Origin of the sequence: Paraburkholderia sp. J11-2, from assembly GCF_905220185.1 — a bacterium.
Taxonomy (GTDB): domain Bacteria; phylum Pseudomonadota; class Gammaproteobacteria; order Burkholderiales; family Burkholderiaceae; genus Paraburkholderia.
Genome location: NZ_CAJMYY010000001.1, coordinates 329,118 through 348,233, shown reverse-complemented (window position 1 = coordinate 348,233; position 19,116 = coordinate 329,118). Strand labels below are relative to the sequence as shown.

Below are 19,116 nucleotides of genomic sequence, written 5' to 3'. Positions count from 1 at the left end.
CCCGTGAACTGTCAGCGCCAGGCTTCGACGATGATGCGCTTGAGGATATGCAGCTTGCGATGCAGGAAATGTTCTGCCCCCGGAATCACGACAATCGGCAATTCCTGCGGGCGCGCCCATTCGTACACCGAGAGAATCGGCACGGTGTCGTCGAGTTCGCCGTGGATCACGAGCGTGTCGTCGCGCACCGGCGCGACGTCCCAGCGGCTTGCGGCGGTGCCGACGAACACCATGCGCTCGATGGCACCGCCGGCTTCGAGATAGCGCTTCGCGACGTGCGACAGCACGAAGGTGCCAAACGAAAAGCCCGCGAGCACGAGCGGCACGTCGGCCTGGCCCGGTTGCGCGCGCATGTGTGCAATCAGTTCGAGCAGGTCGTCCTGCTCGCCGATGCCGTTGTCGTGCGTGCCCGCCGTTTCGCCCACGCCGCGAAAGTTCGAGCGATAGGTCGTGTAGCCGAGTTGCACCAGCGTGCGTGCGAGTGTTTGCGCGACCTTGTTGTCCATCGTCCCGCCAAAGAGCGGATGCGGATGCGCGACAAGCGCAATGCCGCGCGGCGTCGTGCCGGCGTCGGGCAGGTCGAGCGCGCATTCGATCTTGCCGACGGGACCGTCGATCTGGAATTTTTGTGTCTGGGCGTTCATCGTGCGGCAGTCCTTACGGGTACAGATTGGCCTTGCATGAGGGTCGATCAGCGATCGATTTTCAGGCGCTCGACCACCTGGCCGTTCTGCAGATGCGAAACGACGATTTCGTCGATGTCGCTCTCATCGATATACGTGTACCACGTGCCTTCCGGATACACGACGACGGCCGGGCCTTCCTCGCAGCGGTCGAGGCACCCCGCCTTGTTGATGCGCACCTGGCCCGGTCCTGCGAGACCAAGCTGCTTCACGCGCTTTTTCGCGTACTCCTGCATGGCTTGCGCATTGCAATTCGCGCAGCTCGGGCGGTCCGCGCCAGGCTCGCGCTGGTTCAGGCAGAAAAAGACGTGGTACTTGTAGAACGAATCGGTCATGGCGTGGGGCACCGGTGAGTGTCGTGCAGTGAGCGCAGGCTGGCTGAAAGCGTGTGGCCCGCCTGAGGTATGACTTGAGCATTGTGTTGCGCGCCGGCGTGGCCGTGCGGCGATCCGGTCGATTATAACGAGCGCGGCGCGAACGCTCTGGTGAGCGCCGCGTGCCTTCATGCGCCGCGGCGAGCGCGCTTCGCGGCCCGGCGCGCGCGCCGCACGAGCCACGCGCGTTCGAGCGAGAACGCCGTCCACGCGAGCGCGGCCCAGGGCCACGTCCATGCGAGCCAGCGCGCGAGGCCGTTGAAGTGCAGGTAGCGGCCCTGCCGCCAGTCCGCGAGCACGACGTCGAAGTACGGGTTCACGGGCAGCACGTTCACGAACACGAGGGCCACAGCAAGCGCAAGCGTCGCCGCCGCAGCGCGCAAGGCGCGCGGCAGACGCAAGGCGAGCAACGCGAGCAAGGTGCCCCATACGAGGCCCGCGAGGGCCCCCGGCGTGGCCCAGTCGAAGATGAGCCCGCTTTGCGACTGCAGAAAGGTCGCGCCCACCTTGACGACGAGCGTCGCCGCAAGGAGCGCGACGACGAGCCGCGCACGCGGCGCGCGCGCTCGCATGGGGAGCGTCGCGAACGCCGCCGCGCCGAACAGGTTGAGCGTCGTGACGATTGCCTCCCAGCCGCTATCGGGCAGGCGCGCGGCGAGCATGTCGGGCAGCGCGCGCAGATGCCAGGCGGCAGGCGTCCAGGCGAGCACGGCGTCCTGCATCGAGCCGTCGAGGCGTTGCCACAGCGCGCGCGCCCATTCGCCCAGACCGAACAGGCGCGGCGTGGGGTACATCGTCGCGAACGGCCAGAGCCCTGCAAGCACCATCAACACGGCCGCGTCGCGCTCGAACCAGCGAAAGCGCAAGCGGCGCAGGAAACCGCGCTCGAGCAGCGCGCCGGTGGCGGGCGCCGCCACGAGCGCGCCGAGCAGTGCGCCGAGTGCGTTCGAAGCGAGATCGAGATTGGACGCCACGCGTGTGGGCAGCCAGGTCTGCACAGCCTCCATCACGCCCGAGAGCAGCGTGCCCGCAACGGCGGCGAGCAGCACGGCGCGCACGCCTCGCCAGCGCGGCCACGCGGCGAGCACGACGAGCGCGCCGAACGGCATGTAGCCGAGCACGTTGGTGACGATGTCGAAAACCGTCCAGTAGCGCGGCCATGGATCGCCGAGATAGGCGAACGGACTGAGACCGAGCGAGCGCCAGCCGGAGAACGGATACCACGAGCCGTAGACGATCAGCGCCGTGTAAAGCGCGAGCGACTGGCGCGAGAGCGTCGACGCCTGGCGCGGCAGGGGCTCGCGGGCGGCGGGCGGTGGTGGCGATGGTGGCGATGGAGCCGCGAACGTGTCAGCGTGCGGCGCGGGCGTGTCGCCGCTGGCGAGCGTACCGCGCTCGCCGCTCGCGCTCTGGCCACCGCTTTGGCCACCCTCGTCGCCGTCCATCGCGCGCCGCCCGCCATGCGGGGCGCGCAGCCGGAGCCGTCCCGCTTCGATCATGCCGCTATCCTGCCCTTGCCCCCGATGCCGCGCCGCGCGCCGCCATCGCGCAACGCCGGTCTGCGCTTTTGAATGCGCTCTTGAACGTGCCCCTCAAGGCGTGCCCGCGAGCGACTGCGTGCTCAGCCACGCGCCGAGCTGGCTCGCGAACTCGTCGCTGGCCGCCTGCAGCGCATGCACGCCGCCCGCGGCGTCGGGCGTGGCCGCCGGCGCTCGCGTGGCAAACGAGCGCTGCGCCAGCACGCGGCCGCCCTGCATGAGCGTGGCGCGCGCGGCCAGTACGCCCGCGCTTTGCGTCGGACTCTCGAACACCTGCTCGAACTCGTACAGTTCGACCTTGAGCATCGGCGCCTGCACGGCGTCGCCGCCTGCGAGCACCGTTGCATATGCGCCAAGCGACGTGCGCAGGCGTTCCGTGAGCAGACGCGCGGGCGACATCGTCCAACGGCTGTTCGCGTAGCGCGCCGTGCGCTGGGAATCGGAACTCATCCGGTAGAGGATGCCGTCGTTGTCGAGCGGCGGCGGCGCGTTGACCGCCAGCACCTTCAGCAGCGGCTTGCCTTGCGCGGCGGGGGCGCCCTGAGGGCTCTGCGACGACTGCAGGCCAAGGTCATAGCGAACATCGTTGATCGAACCCGGATTGCCCGCGCAGGCGGCCAGGAGCGCACCGAGCGCGAGCGCCGCGAGCCAGGCTGTGCTGGCCGCTGCGGCACGTTGCATCGTTCGTGGCAGGCGTGGTGTGCGTGACATTGCGTTTCCTTCTTTGGCGCGCGGCGCATACGCCGCGCGGTGTGCATCGAATGGTGTCGCGAAAGGCCGTATGACTCGTGGCGCGGCCTACTTCGTGCCCCCGGCAGACGGCCACGCAAAGCCCGGCTCGCCGGGCCCGGGCGCGGGCTGCGGCGCGCCGCCGAACAGCACGCTGCGCGGACTCGTGCTGAAGGTGCCCGCCGCGCGGTCCACGGCGCGCATGGCCGAGCGCACGTCGTCGGTAAGCGAATCGACGCGTGGCAGCGTGTCGTAACCCACGCGCGCCGACAGGTCCTGGATCGACACGTCGATCGAGCTGAGCGCCGCGCCCGCCTGGGCTGCCGCCGTGCCGGCCTTGTTCAGGTTGGTCTGGAACGGGCCGTCCGGGCGGTTCATGCTCGTAATGAGCGTGTTGGTCGACTGCAGCGCGTGCTGCAGGTCGGTCACCGCGCCAGGAAGCTGCTTCGCGGTGGGCTGGAGCTGCTGGGCGAGCACGTTCACGCTGCTCGCGGCCTGCTGCAGGCTGGTGACGGCCTCCATCACCTGCTTGCGGTTGTCTTCGGAGAGCATTTCGTCGATGTCGCCGGCGATGTTGTCGAGCTTGCGCAGCAGCGCGTCGCCGCGGCGCTGGAGCTGATCGAGCAGGCCCGGGCGCAGCGGCAGCTCGGCCACATGCGCCGCGGACGAATGCAGCGGCGAAAGGTCCACGCCGTTGTCGTCGAGCTGCACGAAGGCGATGCCCGTCACGCCCTGCAGCGCGAGCGAGCCGAAAGTGGAGCGCGTCATCGGCGCCTTCTGGTCGACGAGAATGCGAATGCGGATCTGGCCCGGATGCTGGGTATCGAACTTGATCGACTGCACCTTGCCCACGTCGATGCCGCGAAAACGCACCGACGCGTCCGGATAAAGGCCCGTCACACTCGAGCGCGAGATGAGGTCGTACGGCACGCGCACGGTGTGGTCAGCGCTGAAGAAGATGACGACAAGCGCGATCACGATGAGCAGGCCTATCGTGAACATGCCCGCCCAGAACGCATGCGGTTTGTTTTCCATCGTCAGATTCCTTCTTTGGCGGCCGCAGCGCGCCAGTTGAGCCGGTCACCTACCACGGCTTGTACCCCACGGCTGCGGGAGCGAGCGCCGCCGGCGGCAGCTTCGCGCGCCGCTCGGGCGGCAGCGCCTGGAGCGCGCGGCGACCGCGCATGCCCAGAAAATACTCGCGGATAAACGGATGATCGACGCTCGCCGCCTCCTCCACGGGCGCCGCCACGAGCACGCGGCGCTCGGCGAGCACGGCTACGCGCGTGGAGAGCGCGACCATGGCGTCGAGGTCGTGCGTGACGAGCACGACGGTGAGCCCGAGGGCCCGATGCAGCGTGCTGATCAGTTCCACCACTTCGTCGGAGGAGCGCGGGTCGAGCCCGGCCGTGGGCTCGTCGAGAAAGAGCAGTTCCGGCTCCAGCACGATCGCGCGCGCAAGTCCCACGCGCTTGATCATGCCGCCCGAGAGCGCCGCCGGCATTTTGGAGGCGTGCTTGCACGGCAGCCCGACCATTTCGAGCTTGAGCATGACGATGTCGCGCAGCAGCGCGGCCGGCACCTTGCCAAGCTCGCGCACCGGCTGCGCGATGTTGTCGAACACCGTGAGCGACGAGAACAGCGCGCCTTGCTGGAACAGCATGCCGGTGCGCGTGCGCATGAGGCGGGCGCGCTCGGGGTCGACGGTCGAGATGTTTTCGCCGAACATCTTGATGCTGCCCGAGGTCGGCTTTTCGAGCCCGAGGATCTGGCGCACGAGCGTGGTCTTGCCCGAGCCCGAGCCGCCCACGAGCGTGACGATCTCGCCGCGGCGGATTTCGAGGTTCAGATGCTGGTGGACGATGTTGCGCCCGTAGCGCTTCGAGAGGTTGTGGACTTCGATCACCGGCTCGCCGATGGTCGGCAGCGGCAAGTCCTGCACGACCTCCTTGAGCGGCGTGGTGATCGTACCGGTCGTTTTCGTCTCGATCGTCGTTACCGTCGTGCCCGTCGTGCTCATGACAACCCCACGTTCTGGAACAGGATCGCGAACACGGCGTCGGCGAGGATCACGATCGTGATCGACGTGACGACCGATGTGGTCGTGCCCTCGCCCAGGCTCTGCGAGTTCGCCTTGATGCGAAAGCCGAAGTGACAGCCCACGATCGCCACCAGCATGCCGAACGCCACCCCTTTGCCGAGGCCGATCCACACGTTGGCGATCGGCACGACGCTGGGCAACGAGCGCATGAACCACGAAATGTCGATGCCCAGCACGATCTTCGCCGCGATCGCGCCGCCTAGCAACGCAATGATGTCGGTCCAGATCACGAGCAGCGGCATGGCGACGCCGAGCGCGATGACGCGCGGCAGGATGAGCCGCAGCCCGTGCGAGATGCCCATCACGCGCATGGCGTCGAGTTCCTCGGTCACGCGCATGACGCCGATCTGCGCAGTGATGGCCGAGCCCGAGCGCCCCGCCACGAGAATCGCCGAGAGCACGGGCCCGAGTTCGCGGATCACCGCGAGACCGAGAATGTTGACGATGAACTGGTTCGCGCCGAAAAGGCGCAATTGCTGCGCCGAGAGGTACGACAGCACGATGCCGATCAGAAACGCGACGAGCGCCGTGATAGGCAGCGCGCGCGCGCCGGCGTTGTATATGTTCGCCGAAATCTCGATCCACGGCGTGACCTTGGGCTTGCGCAGCACGAGCAGCAAGTCGAGGATCACGCGCCCGAACATGGCGATGCCGCCGTACAGGTGGTCGAAGAACGAGAAGATCGCAAGGCCGAGCTGCGTGACCGGGTCGACGCGCACGACGCGCTCCGCCGGCTCGCGCACGGAATCGAGCAGCGCGATGCGCTCGAAGATGTCGCGCTGCGTTTGCGTGAGGTCGACGAGATCGGTGGGCAGCTTGTGGCCCCAGACGCTCCAGAGCGCCTGTCCACCCACGTGATCCATGCGCTCCACGCGCGAGAGGTCCCATTCCCCAATGCGCTCTTGCGCGAGCGCGCGCAGACGCCGGGCGGCGCCGCCCTCTTCGCGGTCGCGCGCGAGCGCGAGCGCCGTCCACTGGCCAGACAGGCGCACGGTCTTTCCGTGGGTGCCGGCCGAGACTTCAATGCCGGGCGGCGTGGCTTGATTCAAGGGTAAGCACTCGACAGGCAGGGTGAGCAAACATTGTAGCGAACGCGCCCCGTTTCGTCGGTCCGAAAGCGCACGGCCGACATGCAAACGCGAGGCGAACTGTGGGTAACACTCTGGATAACTTGTGGACTGCCTGTGGGCGGCCTGTGAATTGCCTAAAGATTAAGCAAATTACGCGGGATTCGGCGGTGCGGTGGTCAGCGCCCAGCACCGCAGCGCCTGTGGATGAATCCGTGGATAACCTGTGGGCTGGCTGTGGGCGGCATGTGGATACCCGCATTTCGGGCCGAAACGGGCGTTGCGTCCTGCTGTTCACGCCCCAGCCACTACAATATGAGACATGAATGCGACGCCCCCCACCCCCGATACTCCGAGCGCCGGCGACTGGCGCATCGACCGCAACCGTGCGATCACGCTGTTCGGCCCGGCCGCGCACGACTGGCCCATCGAGATCGTCGAGGAAACCGGCTCGACCAACGCCGACCTGATGGCGCGCCTGAAGGCGCTGCCGCAAAAACGCGACGCACTCGAGCGCCCCATCGTGCGCGTGGCCTATCTGCAAACGGCCGGCCGCGGCCGGCGCGGCCGCACCTGGGTCGCGCAGCCCGGCGACGCGCTGCTGTTCTCGATCGGCTGCGTGCTGCCGCGTCCGATCGATGGGCTCGCGGGCTTGAGCCTCGCCATCGGCTCGGCGCTGGTGGACGGCCTGCGCACGCTGCCCGTGACCGCGCCGGGGCAAATCGCGCTCAAGTGGCCCAATGACGTGCTGCTGGAAGGCGACAAGCTGGTGGGAATTCTTGTGGAGACGGCCTGGACGACCGCCGACGCCACGGCGGTCGTGATCGGCATCGGCACGAACGTGCGCGGCGAAGATGCGCTCGCCGCCAAGGTCGAGGCGCTCAACGCCGCCGGCGGCAGCGCAGCGATCGTGCCCGGCACGACACCCACGGCGCTCTCGCGCGCGTGGCCGAACGCCAACCTCACCGACACGCTCGCCGCCGAACTCAACGCGCTCGAAGCCGCGCTGCAACGCTTCGGCGCCGCGGGCTTTGCGCCCTTCCAGGCGCGCTGGAACGCGTGCCACGCTTACGCGGGCCGCATGGTCGCCATCTACGAGCAAGGCAAGGAGCTGCTGCGCGGCACGGCGGCCGGTGTGGACGAGAGCGGCCAGCTACTCGTCGATACGCCGAACGGGCGCGAAACCGTCACGACCGGCGACGTGTCGCTGCGGCTCGCGGACGGCGGAGCATGAGCCGAGGCCCCTTCCTCCTGATCGACGCAGGCAACAGCCGGATCAAATGGGCGCTCGTCGCGTCGGACGGGTCGCGCCTGCATGCGGGCACCATCGATCACGTTCCCGCCGACGCCACGCAAGCCACGTCTGACACCCGTTGCGAGGAATGGGCGGCGCTGCCCCGGCCCGCTGGTGCGTGGATCTCGAACGTCGCGGGCGCGGCGGTCGCGCAGCGGCTCGACGCGCTAGTCGAGGCGCACTGGCCGGGCCTCGCGCGCACCGTCGTGCGGGCGAGCGCGCAGCAATGCGGCGTGACGAACAGCTATGCCACGCCCGACGCGCTCGGCAGCGACCGCTGGGCCGGCATGATCGGCGCACACGCGGCCTATCCGGACGAACCGCTCCTGATCGCGACATTCGGCACGGCCACCACACTCGAAGCCCTGCGCGCCGACGGCACGTTCGTGGGCGGCATGATCGCGCCGGGCTTCACGCTCATGATGCGCTCGCTCGGCGAGCACACCGCGCAACTGCCCGTGGTCGCCGGCGGCATGGCGGATGCTGCCCACCCGGGCATTGCCTTCGCCACCGACACGCGAAGCTCGATCTCGGCGGGATGCGCGCTCGCGCAGGCCGCGCTCGTCGAGCGCGCCTTGGCCGATTTACAGGACGCGTGGAGAATCCCGGTGCGGCTCGTGGTGAGCGGCGGCGCCGCAGCCGAAGTGACAGCGGCGCTCAAGGTGCCGCATACTCGCCACGACGCACTGGTGCTGTCGGGCCTGGCGCTCATCGCGGCGCAGTGCTGAGCTGCGACCCCGGCCCTGAAACTGAACGAACGATTTCGAAGGAGCTTCACACGATGCTGCGCTGGCTGATCGCCATTCTGATTCTCGCCAACGGACTGGCTTTTGCGGCCATTGGCGGCGTGTTCGGCCCGACGCCCGCGTCGGGCACGCGCGAAACCCAGCACCTGAACCGGCAGATCCACCCCGAGCGGCTCGTGGTGAAGGCGATCCGGCCCTCCGAATCGGCCGACGTGCCGACCGTCGGCGGCCCGGTGACGGACCCGGCGGTGCAGGCGTCGACCCTGACGCAGTAAGCAGCGCTTCAAACGCAACCGGCCGGAGACCGGGCGCGCCCAAGCCTCGGGCGGCCCGGCCTCCGGCCGGTTTTGCATCTGCCGAGCGCACGGTGTGAACGTGCACCCGGACGCCAGAACTTACTTCGATCCTTCCTGCGCGCGCACTTTCTGCAGCAGCTTCGTCGTGGAGCGGTCGTGCTCGAAGGCGATCGCGAGCGCGCGCCCGCCCCACCCGCGCACCAGTGCCGACTCGGGCAGCGCGTCCATGTCGTAGTCGCCGCCCTTCACGAGAATGTCCGGACGCACGGCCTCGATCAGTTCGACGGGTGTTTGCTCACCGAACTGCACCACCCAGTCCACGCTCTCCAGCGCCGCGAGCAGCGCCATGCGGTCGTTCTCGTTGTTGATGGGGCGGTCGTCGCCCTTGCCGAGCCTCTTCACCGAAGCATCGCTATTCACGCCGACGATCAGCGTGGCGCCGAGCGCCTTGGCATCGGCGAGATAGGTCACGTGTCCGCGATGCAGGATGTCGAAGACGCCGTTGGTGAACACCACGGGGCCCGGCAGCGAGGCGCGCAGTTGCGCGAGCGCGTCGCGGGTCGTGATCTTGCGTTCGAAGGAAGCGGGCATGGAATGAGGCTCGGCTAAGAAAACGGGCGTGAGTCGGTTCAGGCAAGGCCGTTACCGAACGCCCCAATGAAAACGGCCCGTCACGCGAAAAGCGCTTCGGGCCGTCCCGATCGCGGCGCGCCACGAAAGGCGCGCACGCGAGATGTCCCGGCGCATCAGGCCGGCTGTTGCGTGCCTTGCTCGGCCTGCAGGCGCTGCACCACTTCCTTGCGATAGCGGTTCAGTTCCTGCGCCGTGGTGAACGTGCGCTCGAACAGGATCGAGAGGTTGTGCAGGATACGCTCGATGACCTTCTTTTCCCAGCCGTCGTCGAAACGGATCTGCTCGTCGAGCCAGCGCTCGAGCCATTCCGGGTCGGGCAGGCGCGACTGCACGGTGTCGCGCGGGAACAGCGCCTGGTTCACGTGCAGGTTCGTGGGGTGCAGCGGCTTTTCGGTGCGGCGCGCCGACGCCATCAGCACGCCGATCTTCGCGAACGCCGCGCGCGCGACGTCGCCGAAATTATTGAGCGCCTTCTTCATGTAGCGCAGATACGCGCCGCCATGGCGCGCTTCATCGCGCGAAATCGTTTCGTAGATGGCCTTGATGACCGGCTCCGTGTGCCATTCGGCAGCGCGGCGATACCAGTGGTTCAGGCGGATTTCACCGCAGAAGTGCAGCATGAGCGTTTCGAGCGGCGGCGCCGGATCGAACTCGAAGCGCACGGCGTGCAGCTCTTCTTCGGTCGGCACCATTTCCGGCTTGAAGCGGCGCAGGTATTCCATGAGCACGAGCGAATGCTTTTGCTCCTCGAAGAACCACACACTCATGAACGCCGAAAAGTCGCTGTCGTGGTGGTTGTCGCGCAGGAACATTTCCGTGGCCGGCAGCGCCGACCATTCGGTGATCGCGTTCATCTTGATGGTCGCGGCCTGCTCGTCGGTGAGGAGCGACGCATCGAACTTGTCCCATGGAATGTCCTTTTCCATGTCCCATCGGACCGATTCGAGCGATTTGTAAAGTTCCGGATAAAGCATCGTGTTCATAGTCCCGCCCCTGATCTGCGCAAAACGCGCGCATGACGAATTCGTAGCGTGCCGCGTGCCCGCATAAACGCGGTCGCGCAGGCAAAAAGCATTTAATTTTACGCGGTATCCGGCCCTCTGGACGCAATCGCAGACCGGCGAACGCAATACGCGTTGCCCCACGACAATCCAGCCAACCGGAATGAAGGCGCCGTCGTGGATTCTGGGTAGCTGCTCCGTGCCTCGAACCCGGCCGCCTAATACCGCTGATCACTTCCGATGCCCGCGAGGCGTGCGAACCATCGCCGCGGGTCATGCGACACAATGTCGCACTCTGGTGCCCCGCGCTCGACGTCCCTTTGCCGCACCTTGCCGGCTGATTTTTCAACGGACGAACACCCCGCCCGTCAAGGCCGTGGACCTTGTACGGCGAAGCAGCGCATCGCCGCCCGCAATTCCCACAAATGACCAGAAAAACCTTACACAATAATAGCATGCCGGTCTTTCAGTTCCGCCGCGCCTCCAAATCCGCGATCGCGCCGTCCGTCGGAGCTTTGAGCCAAGTCAAAAGAACATCGCTTTGCGCTAGCGTGTCGCGATAACCCAGTTCAATCAATTCGCGCGTGAATTCGCGCTCGAACAGCAAATAGCTCGCGAATGCCGCGCCGGATGCGCGGTTGCCGCCCATCGCACCCAGCAGCATGCGCACCGAGCGCGGCAACTGCTGCAAATGGCGCGCGGCGACCAGCTCGATGCGCTCGCTCGGCGCGATCGCGAGCACCTCGACATGCCGCCAGCCGCTTTCCGGCTCCACCGCATGCGGCAGCTGCAGCACCATGCGGTTCACGTGTTCGATGCGCTCGATATCGGCGCCGAGCGCGTCGAGGAACACGCTTGCGAGCACCTGCTGGCCGATCTGCGCGAGCGTCGGATACGTGTCTTTATCGCCTCGCGCCGCGGGCACTTCCGGCGTAGGCGTGGCCGCGCCGAGCACGACGATGCGCTGCGCGCCGAAATGGATGGCGGGCGAGAGCGGCGCAATCTGCCGGATCGAGCCGTCGCCGAAATATTCGTGGCGGCCGTCGAGTTCGAGGCGCACAGCCGGAAAGAGGAACGGAATCGCCGCCGATGCGAGCAGATGAGCGGGCGTGAGCGCGACCATGCGCGCGGTACGCTGCGCGCGCCGCCAGGCGGTGATCGGCTCACTCGCCTGGTAGAACGTGACGTGCCGCCCCGACGAATAGCTGAGCGCGGTGACGGCGAGCGCATGGAGCCGCCGCTCGTCGAGCATCTGCGCGATGCGGTGGAAGTTGAGCGAGTGCGGGAGCATCCGCGCGAGCGGCGTGCTGTCGAACAAGGTGCGCGGCGCGGTGCGCGCGCCCACGCTGGAGGCGGCCCAGCCAAACGCGAGCGCGGCCAGCCAGCGCGCGCCCGCGGCCGCGACGCCCGGCCAGTCGGTGCGATAGATCTGGCTTGCGCGCATGTCCGACCAGATCTCGACGAGGTGCGCTGCACCCTGCGTGAACTGGTCGGCGTGACTCGCGATCGAGGTGGCGTTGATCGCGCCCGCCGAGGTGCCGCAGATTACGGTGAAGGGCATGGCGCGGCGCGCCGGCTCGGCGTGGCTGGCCAGTTCGGCTAGCGCGCGCAACGCGCCGGCCTGGTAGGCCGCACGCGCCCCGCCGCCCATCATCACGAGCGCAAGCCGCATGATGCCGACGCTCCCCGCTGTTGTGCAGCTTTTGTCCCGGCGTTGCCTTTCTGCTGCGTCCCCCGGGACCGTTCTTCGTAACGTGACGCCGCGCGCCTTATTCCGGCTGCGCCGGTGCCTTCTTCGCGCCGCGCGGCGCGCTGCGGGCCGCCCCGCTGCTGTTGCCGTTGCCGCCGCTGGCGCTGCCGGCGCGTTTGGCGCTGCCGCTGCTACGCTTGGCCGCCGCGGCCGCGGTCTTCGCTTGCGCCTCGCTCACCGCTTCGGCTGCGGCTTGCGCCGCCTCCGCGGCGGCGGCCGGCTGCGCCATCGCGAACTGCGCGAGCTGGTTGAACTGCGCCTGCACGAGATTCCACCACGAACCCGCGTCGAAGCCCGGCGGCGCGGATGCGGCGCCCTCGGCCGCATCGCCGGCGCTCGCGCCTTCCGGCTCGGCGGCTCGCTCGCGCGAGGCGCCCGCTCTCGGCGCTTCGGACTCGGCGTGCGTTGGCGTCATCTGCGCCTGCGCGAATGCGCCGAACGCGCGCAGCGTGGAAAGCGTCGCGCGTTGCACTTCGAGCGCCTGGATGGCGGACTGCAGCATGCCGAGATTGAGCTTGAGCCACTGCTCAACGGCGCGCAGATCGGTGATGCGCTTGTCGAGTTCCTCGATGTTGGTGAGCGGCGTCATCATGTCGGACATCATCGAAAGCGACGGGCCGAAGGCTTGCGCCACGCCCGGTTCAGTACCCGGAAATGCGCCGCCGAACGGCGTAAGGCGCATCATCCCCCACATGCGGTCGAGCATTTCGGCCGGCGGAAAGCCGGGAAACCCCGGGAACGGCGGCAAGGTGCCTGCTGGGTCGGTCATGCGGATCTCCCTCGCATAGATAGGTGGTCAAATGCGCACGCGGCGGCGGCGCAAAACGATCTCTTCGATAATAGCGCGCGCAAAAGTAGAAATCGGCATAAAGCGCCAACCAACGCTCGAACCAACGCGCGTCAGAACGGATCGCCGCCTGGAAAATCGGGCGCGCGGCGCTCGCGCAGCGACTGCACGCCCTCGCGCACGTCCGGTCCCGCGAAACCCATGAATTCGAGCGCGAGCGACGTGTCGAAGGTCGGCCCCGCCATGCGCAGCCAGTTGTTGAGCGCGTACTTGGTCCAGCGCACCGCGGTTTGCGAACCACCCGCAAGACGTTTCGCCACTTCGAACGCCTTCGGCAGCAAGTCGTTCTCGTCCACGGCCAGCGAGACGAGGCCGATGCGCTCCGCTTCCTCGCCGCTCACCGGCTCGCACAGCAGCAGGTAGTACTTCGCCTTCGCCATGCCGCACAGCAACGGCCACACGATCGCGGCATGATCGCCCGCCGCGACGCCGAGGCGCGTATGGCCGTCGATGATGCGCGCCGTTTTCGTCGCAATGGAAATGTCGGCCAGCAGCCCCGCGACGAGCCCCGCGCCCACTGCCGGGCCGTGCATGGCCGAGACGATCGGCTTGCCGCAGTTGATCACGTTGTAGACGAGGTCGCGCGCCTCGCGCCACACGCGCGCGCGCACGTCGAAATGCGTGGCCATGTCTTCGACGAGCTGCAGGTCGCCGCCCGCCGAAAAGCCCTTGCCCTCGCCGCGAATCACGGCGACGCGCGCGTCGGGATCGCGGTCCACGTCGCGCCAGATTTCGGCGAGTTCGCGGTGCATATTCGCGTCGGCGGTCGCGAGGCCGCTCTTGTTCGCGCCCTCGCCGCTCATCACGATCTCGACGATGCCGTGTTCATGCCGCCGCACGCGCAGCGCATGATAGTGGGCGTAAAAAGGATCGTTCATCGGCGGACCTCCTTTGCTTCGGATTGCTGATTACATGAATGCGATGACCGTGCGGCTCATCAATGCGGCTGATACACCCACTTGCCATCGCGGATCTCGACCATCACGCGCGCTCGCGCATCGAGGCCGAGGTGATCGGTGGCGCTCATGTTGACGACGCCATTGGTGTCGTGCAGATCGTGCGTCGCTTCGAGCGCGTCGCGCAGCGCGTGGCGAAACGCGGGCGTGCCGGGCGCCGCCGCCTTGAGCGCAACGGGTATTGCGTTCTGCAGCAGGAGGCCCGCGTCCCACGTGTATGCACCGAACGCCGACACCGTGCCCGCGCCGTTGCGTGCTTCGTAGCGCGAAATATAGTCGAGCGCGAGGCGACGGCCAGGCGCATCTTCGGGCAGCTGCGTGGCCACTAGCACCTGGCTCGCGGGCAGGAACGTGCCGTTGCAGTCGGCGCCGCACACGCGCAGGAAGTCGCGATTGCCCACGCCGTGGTTGTGATAGATGACGCCCTTGTAGCCACGCTCCTTGAGCGCCTTCGGCGGCAGCGCGGCAGGCGTGCCGGCGGCGCCCACCACGACGGCGTCGGGGTGGGCCGCGACGATCTTGAGCACCTGCCCCGTCACGCTCGGGTCGGTGCGATTGAAGCGCTCGTTAGCGACGAGCTTGATGTTGCGCTGCTGCGCGGCCTTCGCGATCTCCGCATAGAACGTCTCGCCGAGCGCGTCGGCCTGACCGATATAGGCGAGCGTCTTCACGTTGTGCGCGGCGGCGTGCTCCATGATCGCGCCGGCCATCATCGCGTCGGTTTGGGGCGTCTTGAACATCCAGTGACGCTTGTCATCGACGGGCTCGATGATCTTCGCCGACGAAGCCAGCGAAATGGTGGGCGTCTCGCCCTGCGCGATCACGTCGAGCATCGCGAGCGAATTGGGCGTGATCGACGAGCCGATGATCGCATCGACATGCTGTTCGTCGATGAGCTTCTTCGTGTCCTGCACGGCCTGGGTCGTGTCGGAGGCGTCGTCGAGCACGATGTACTGGACTTTCTGGCCCGCGATCTCGGTGGGGAACATCGTGGCGGTGTCGCGCGCAGGAATGCCGAGCGAGGCGGCCGGGCCCGTGAGCGACAGCACGAGGCCGATCTTGACCTGCGCGAGCGCAAGCGTAGGCACACCGATACTGAACAGCAGGGCGATGCGTGCAGCAAGACGGCTGGGGCGAGAAGCGTTCACGATGTCTCCTTGTCGTTATGCATTCGTTTTGCGTTTTTTTCTGCATGCGGATGCTGCGTGCTTCTACGGCTCGTACTTTGACTGGTCTCCCCGACTTCTCTCGAAGAAAAAAGGGCGTTCGCCAGTGTAGCCGCACGCGTGGCGCGCGGCATCCGGCGAAACCCTTCAGCGCTTGCGTGTCACTGCTGCGTCACTGCTCGCCGTGGAGCGACGCCACCGCCTGATCGATCGCACCGAAAATCGACTTGCCCGCTTCGTCGAGCATTTCGATCTTCACGCTGTCGCCGAACTTCATGAATTCGGTGTTCGCCTGGCCGCTTTCGATCATTTCGAGGCAACGCTTCTCGGCGATGCAGCAGTAGCCGCGCTTGGCGTCCTTGTTCGAGACCGTGCCCGAACCCACGATGGCGCCCGCGCGCAGATTGCGCGTTTTCGCGGCGTGAGCGATCAACTGGCCGAAGTGGAACACCATGTCCGTGCCCGCATCGGGCTGACCGACCTTCTTGCCGTTCCAGTGCACGATGAGCGGCAGATGCACGCGCCCTTCGCGCCAGTGTTCGCCGAGTTCGTCGGGCGTAACCATCACCGGGGCGAACGCGCTGGCCGGCTTGCTCTGGAAAAAGCCGAAGCCTTTCGCGAGTTCCGCGGGAATGAGGTTGCGCAGCGAGACGTCGTTGACGAGCGTGACGAGCCGCACGGCCCTGAGCGCTTCGTCGGGGCTCGCGCCCATCGGCACGTCGCCCGTCACGACGGCGACTTCGGCCTCGAAGTCGATGCCGAACGCCTCGGATGCGCACACGATGTCGTCGCACGGTCCGATGAAGTCGTCGCTGCCGCCCTGGTACATGAGCGGGTCGGTCCAGAACTCGGCGGGCATTTCGGCACCGCGCGCGCGGCGCACGAGTTCGACGTGATTCACGTACGACGAGCCATCCGCCCATTGGTACGCACGCGGCAGCGGCGCCATGCAGTCGCGCGCGTCGAAGCTGAACGCGTTGCGCGCGCGCCCGTAGTTCAACGCGTCATACAGCTCGGCGAGCTGCGGCGCGTAGAAGCGCCAGTCGTCGAGCACGCGCTGCAGCGTGGGCGCGATCGCGTCGGCGATGGCGGCGCTGCGCAGGTCGCGGGAAACGACGATCAGTTGCCCGTCGCGGGTGCCGTCCTTCAGCGTGGCAAGTTTCATGGAATCAGACGTGAGTGACGATAAGGGAAATGTATTCTACGATGGTGAATCGGCGGGGCCCAAGCGGGGCGCGCCGCACGCCCTCAGTTGCCGTACATCGAACACCACAACGCCTCCATGCCGCCTACCGTCCGATCCGCCTCGCCACGCGCGAGCGCCACAGACGCCACGAACGCCGAAGATCTCGCCGACGCCCTCGACACCGCCGAAGCCCCGGAAGGCCCCGAAGCCGGCGAAGAAAAGCTGCGCTCGGGCATCCAGTCGATCGAAGTGGGCTTTCGCCTGCTAGAAGTGCTTACCAGCGAGCCGCGCGCGATGATGCTGCGCGACCTCGCGCAGCGTGCGGGCATGAGCCCGGCGAAGGCGCATCGCTATCTCGTGAGCTTCATGCGCCTCGGCGTCGTTGCGCAGGACCCGCTTTCGGGCCGCTACGAACTGGGCGGCTTCGCCTTGCAGCTTGGCCTTGCCCGTCTGGCGCGCGTGGACGGCGTCAAACTCGCGCGCATCGCGCTCACCGAATTGCGCGACGCGCTCGACATTACCGTGGGCATCGCCGTGTGGGGCAACCAGGGGCCGACCGTCGTGCACTGGCTGGAATCGAGCCACCCGGCGAAAGCGTCGCTCAAGCTCGGCGACGTCATGCCGATGCTCAGTTCCGCCACGGGCCTGCTGTTCGCCGCCTACCTGCCGCGCAGCAAGACCGCCCCGATGATCGAGCGCGAACTCGCGGGCGCGCAGCACTACTCGTACGGTTCCACGCCGCGCACGGCAGAAGCGCTCGAACGCGCACTCGCGCAAGTGCGCGAGCATGGCGCCGCCCGCGTGGAAGGCATGCTGCTGCCGACCATCCACGCGTTCTGCACACCCGTGTTCGACGCGAGCGGCGAACTCGCGCTCGGGCTCATCGCGCTCGGTCACGAAGGCGCGTTCGATATCGCCTGGAACGGCGCCGTGGACACCGCGTTGCGCGGTTGCGCCGAGAAACTGTCGTACGAATTGGGGTACAGTCCGACGCCGCGCTGAACGCTGGACAGCCCGGGCGGGTTGCATGTGACCCCGCCTCGCGCGGCGTCGGGCTTTCTGCGCGTCCCCGGCACGTTGTGTCACAGTAACGTCCGACAGATACAGACTGACGAACCGCCGATGTCCACCCCCGCCGCCCCGCGCGAGGCTCGCCGCCTCGACACCGACTCACGCAGCTCGCAGCGCTCGCGCGCGTGGCGCTGGGTCGGCGTGTTCGTCGCGGTCACGGCGCTCCATTGGCTCGCGGCTGAATGGTTCGAGCGGCATCACGGCGCGCCGCCGCCGGTCGCGCACGTGCGTGTGCCGGTGCAGGTGGCGCTTCTCAAGCCAGAGCGCATCGAGCGCGAGGCACGGCCCGCGGGCCCGGCGGCGGCGCCCGCGCATGCCGCGCCCAAACCCGCGCCAAAGCCTGCCGAGCCGCATACGCTGCATGCTGTCGCGCCGCCGAAACCGCACCCCAAAGCGCCTGCCTCGCCGCCGGATACGCAAGCGGCGCCTACGCCCGCAGCCGCTTCAGAAGCCGCCGCGAGCGCCGACGGCTCGAGTGACAAAAACGGCACGGCAAGCACCGCGCCCGGCAACGGCAAGCAGCCTTCGGCGCAAGCCACGCAGGCCTCGCATGGGCTGAAGTTTTCGGTGCCCCCATCGGGCGAACTGCAGTACGACACGTTCTATAACGGCGTGCGCAATCAGCCCGGCACGATCCACTGGTCAAGCGACGGGCAAGCCTACGAGATGGTCGTGCGCGTGCCGCTGCCCTTCGTCGGCGAGTTCAGCTGGACGAGCAAGGGCCGCGTGGACGCCTTCGGCCTCGCGCCCGATCAGTACATCGAAAAGCGCGGCCATCGCCCTTCGGATGTGACGATTTTCAATCGCACCGACAAGCAGATCGTGTTCACGCGCACGCCCAACTCGCTCGCGCTGACCGACGGCGCGCAGGACCGCTTCAGCATGGTGATGCAGCTCGCGAGCCTCGTGCGCGGCGACCCCGACGCGTACAAACCGGGCGTCACGCGCGAGTTCTATGTCGCGGACAACGACAGCGGCGAGACCTGGCCCATCACCACGATCGGCGACGAAACCGTGAGCACGGATCATGGCTACGTCACGGCTCGCCACTTCATGCGCCTGCCGCGCCGCGAGGGCGACAAGCGGCGCATCGACGTGTGGCTCGCGCCAGCGCTCGGCTGGCTGCCCGTGCGCCTCGTGCAGACCGAGCCGAGTGGCAACCAGTTCGAACTGGTGTGGCGTGGCGCGCTGACGGTGCCGAGCGCTGCGAACGCGCCGACGTCCGAGCCCTCGACGGCCGCGCCCACGACCGCCGCGACGCCCAACGCCACACCCGACACAACATCGCCACAATCCGCAACACCGCAGACTGCGCCAGACTCTGCGCCGCAGCCGCAATCGCCAGAGCAACCGGCGCCACCCGCCAATGCGCAGACAGAATCAACGTCGCAACCGTCCGCGGATGACGAACCGTCCCCCGCCTCGCCGGGCGCCGCGCCCGAGCATCCCTGAGCGCGCCACCGCACGCAAACGCACGCATCGCTCGATCCAGCCGGCCCGCTTCACGACACAAACGCGTGAAATGGCGCATACTGGAATCGAGCCATGCGTCAAGGATCGCAAGGCGTTGCGCGCAGCATGAAGGGCCAAAAACAAGCAGACGAAACACGGCAACACGACACCGCGCGCAACTAGCGAATCAACGAACGGACCAGCACCAGCAAACCGATACAACGCT

The 19,116-nt window shown here is 67.5% G+C and carries 19 protein-coding genes; 5 read left to right on the top strand and 14 right to left on the bottom strand.

Going from position 1 to position 19,116, the window contains the following annotated elements:
• Positions 1 to 11 precede the first annotated feature (11 nt).
• The 7 genes from U5A57_RS01580 to U5A57_RS01550 form a co-directional block, all read right to left on the bottom strand.
• Entirely contained in the window at positions 12 to 644 is a 633-nt protein-coding gene (locus U5A57_RS01580) for an alpha/beta hydrolase (protein ID WP_321907557.1), read from the bottom strand.
• A gap of 47 nt (positions 645 to 691) precedes the next feature.
• Entirely contained in the window at positions 692 to 1,018 is a 327-nt protein-coding gene (locus U5A57_RS01575) for a (2Fe-2S) ferredoxin domain-containing protein (RefSeq protein ID WP_321907556.1), read from the bottom strand.
• A 167-nt stretch (positions 1,019 to 1,185) separates the two neighbouring features.
• A complete protein-coding gene (locus U5A57_RS01570) occupies positions 1,186 to 2,556 on the bottom strand; it encodes a VanZ family protein (protein ID WP_321907554.1) in 1,371 nt (456 codons plus the stop codon).
• Between the two features lie 93 nt (positions 2,557 to 2,649).
• Positions 2,650 to 3,288: an ABC-type transport auxiliary lipoprotein family protein gene (locus U5A57_RS01565; RefSeq protein ID WP_415774569.1), complete on the bottom strand. Its 639-nt coding sequence runs from the start codon at positions 3,286 to 3,288 to the stop codon at positions 2,650 to 2,652.
• A 105-nt stretch (positions 3,289 to 3,393) separates the two neighbouring features.
• Complete coding sequence (locus U5A57_RS01560; RefSeq protein ID WP_321907552.1) at positions 3,394 to 4,359, bottom strand: MlaD family protein; 966 nt, start codon at positions 4,357 to 4,359, stop codon at positions 3,394 to 3,396.
• A gap of 49 nt (positions 4,360 to 4,408) precedes the next feature.
• A complete protein-coding gene (locus U5A57_RS01555) occupies positions 4,409 to 5,290 on the bottom strand; it encodes an ABC transporter ATP-binding protein (protein ID WP_321907811.1) in 882 nt (293 codons plus the stop codon).
• A gap of 50 nt (positions 5,291 to 5,340) precedes the next feature.
• Positions 5,341 to 6,474, bottom strand: coding sequence for an ABC transporter permease (locus U5A57_RS01550; protein ID WP_321907550.1), 1,134 nt, complete (start codon positions 6,472 to 6,474; stop codon positions 5,341 to 5,343).
• A 340-nt stretch (positions 6,475 to 6,814) separates the two neighbouring features.
• On the opposite strand from U5A57_RS01550, the gene U5A57_RS01545 reads away from it, so the two are divergent.
• Genes U5A57_RS01545 through U5A57_RS01535 form a run of 3 tightly spaced genes read left to right on the top strand, consistent with a single transcriptional unit; the run spans position 6,815 to position 8,807 of the window.
• A complete protein-coding gene (locus tag U5A57_RS01545) occupies positions 6,815 to 7,726 on the top strand; it encodes a biotin--[acetyl-CoA-carboxylase] ligase (protein WP_321907549.1) in 912 nt (303 codons plus the stop codon).
• Positions 7,723 to 8,514 carry a type III pantothenate kinase gene (locus U5A57_RS01540; protein WP_321907547.1) on the top strand — a complete coding sequence of 264 codons (792 nt, stop codon included), beginning with the start codon at positions 7,723 to 7,725 and terminating at the stop codon, positions 8,512 to 8,514. Before U5A57_RS01545 ends, U5A57_RS01540 begins: the two co-directional genes overlap by 4 nt.
• Positions 8,515 to 8,567: 53 nt before the next feature.
• Positions 8,568 to 8,807: a hypothetical protein gene (locus U5A57_RS01535; protein ID WP_321907546.1), complete on the top strand. Its 240-nt coding sequence runs from the start codon at positions 8,568 to 8,570 to the stop codon at positions 8,805 to 8,807.
• Positions 8,808 to 8,927: 120 nt separating this feature from the next.
• Here the strand turns inward: U5A57_RS01535 and rfaE2 are convergent, their stop codons facing one another.
• The 7 genes from rfaE2 to U5A57_RS01500 form a co-directional block, all read right to left on the bottom strand.
• Entirely contained in the window at positions 8,928 to 9,419 is a 492-nt protein-coding gene (rfaE2, locus tag U5A57_RS01530; RefSeq protein WP_321907545.1) for a D-glycero-beta-D-manno-heptose 1-phosphate adenylyltransferase, read from the bottom strand.
• Between the two features lie 155 nt (positions 9,420 to 9,574).
• Entirely contained in the window at positions 9,575 to 10,444 is an 870-nt protein-coding gene (locus U5A57_RS01525) for an acyl-ACP desaturase (RefSeq protein WP_028201777.1), read from the bottom strand.
• Positions 10,445 to 10,928: 484 nt separating this feature from the next.
• Positions 10,929 to 12,134: a patatin-like phospholipase family protein gene (locus tag U5A57_RS01520; protein ID WP_321907543.1), complete on the bottom strand. Its 1,206-nt coding sequence runs from the start codon at positions 12,132 to 12,134 to the stop codon at positions 10,929 to 10,931.
• A gap of 97 nt (positions 12,135 to 12,231) precedes the next feature.
• Entirely contained in the window at positions 12,232 to 12,981 is a 750-nt protein-coding gene (locus U5A57_RS01515) for a PhaM family polyhydroxyalkanoate granule multifunctional regulatory protein (protein ID WP_321907541.1), read from the bottom strand.
• Positions 12,982 to 13,112: 131 nt separating this feature from the next.
• Positions 13,113 to 13,937, bottom strand: coding sequence for an enoyl-CoA hydratase/isomerase family protein (locus U5A57_RS01510; protein ID WP_321907539.1), 825 nt, complete (start codon positions 13,935 to 13,937; stop codon positions 13,113 to 13,115).
• A 59-nt stretch (positions 13,938 to 13,996) separates the two neighbouring features.
• A complete protein-coding gene (locus U5A57_RS01505) occupies positions 13,997 to 15,127 on the bottom strand; it encodes an ABC transporter substrate-binding protein (protein ID WP_415774568.1) in 1,131 nt (376 codons plus the stop codon).
• 226 nt (positions 15,128 to 15,353) lie between these two features.
• Entirely contained in the window at positions 15,354 to 16,346 is a 993-nt protein-coding gene (locus U5A57_RS01500; RefSeq protein ID WP_321907535.1) for a fumarylacetoacetate hydrolase family protein, read from the bottom strand.
• A gap of 117 nt (positions 16,347 to 16,463) precedes the next feature.
• Here U5A57_RS01500 and U5A57_RS01495 point away from each other — a divergent pair, with 117 nt between their 5' ends.
• Complete coding sequence (locus U5A57_RS01495) at positions 16,464 to 17,369, top strand: IclR family transcriptional regulator (protein ID WP_321907534.1); 906 nt, start codon at positions 16,464 to 16,466, stop codon at positions 17,367 to 17,369.
• A 120-nt stretch (positions 17,370 to 17,489) separates the two neighbouring features.
• Complete coding sequence (locus U5A57_RS01490) at positions 17,490 to 18,890, top strand: DUF3108 domain-containing protein (RefSeq protein ID WP_321907532.1); 1,401 nt, start codon at positions 17,490 to 17,492, stop codon at positions 18,888 to 18,890.
• The last annotated feature ends 226 nt before the right edge of the window (positions 18,891 to 19,116 follow it).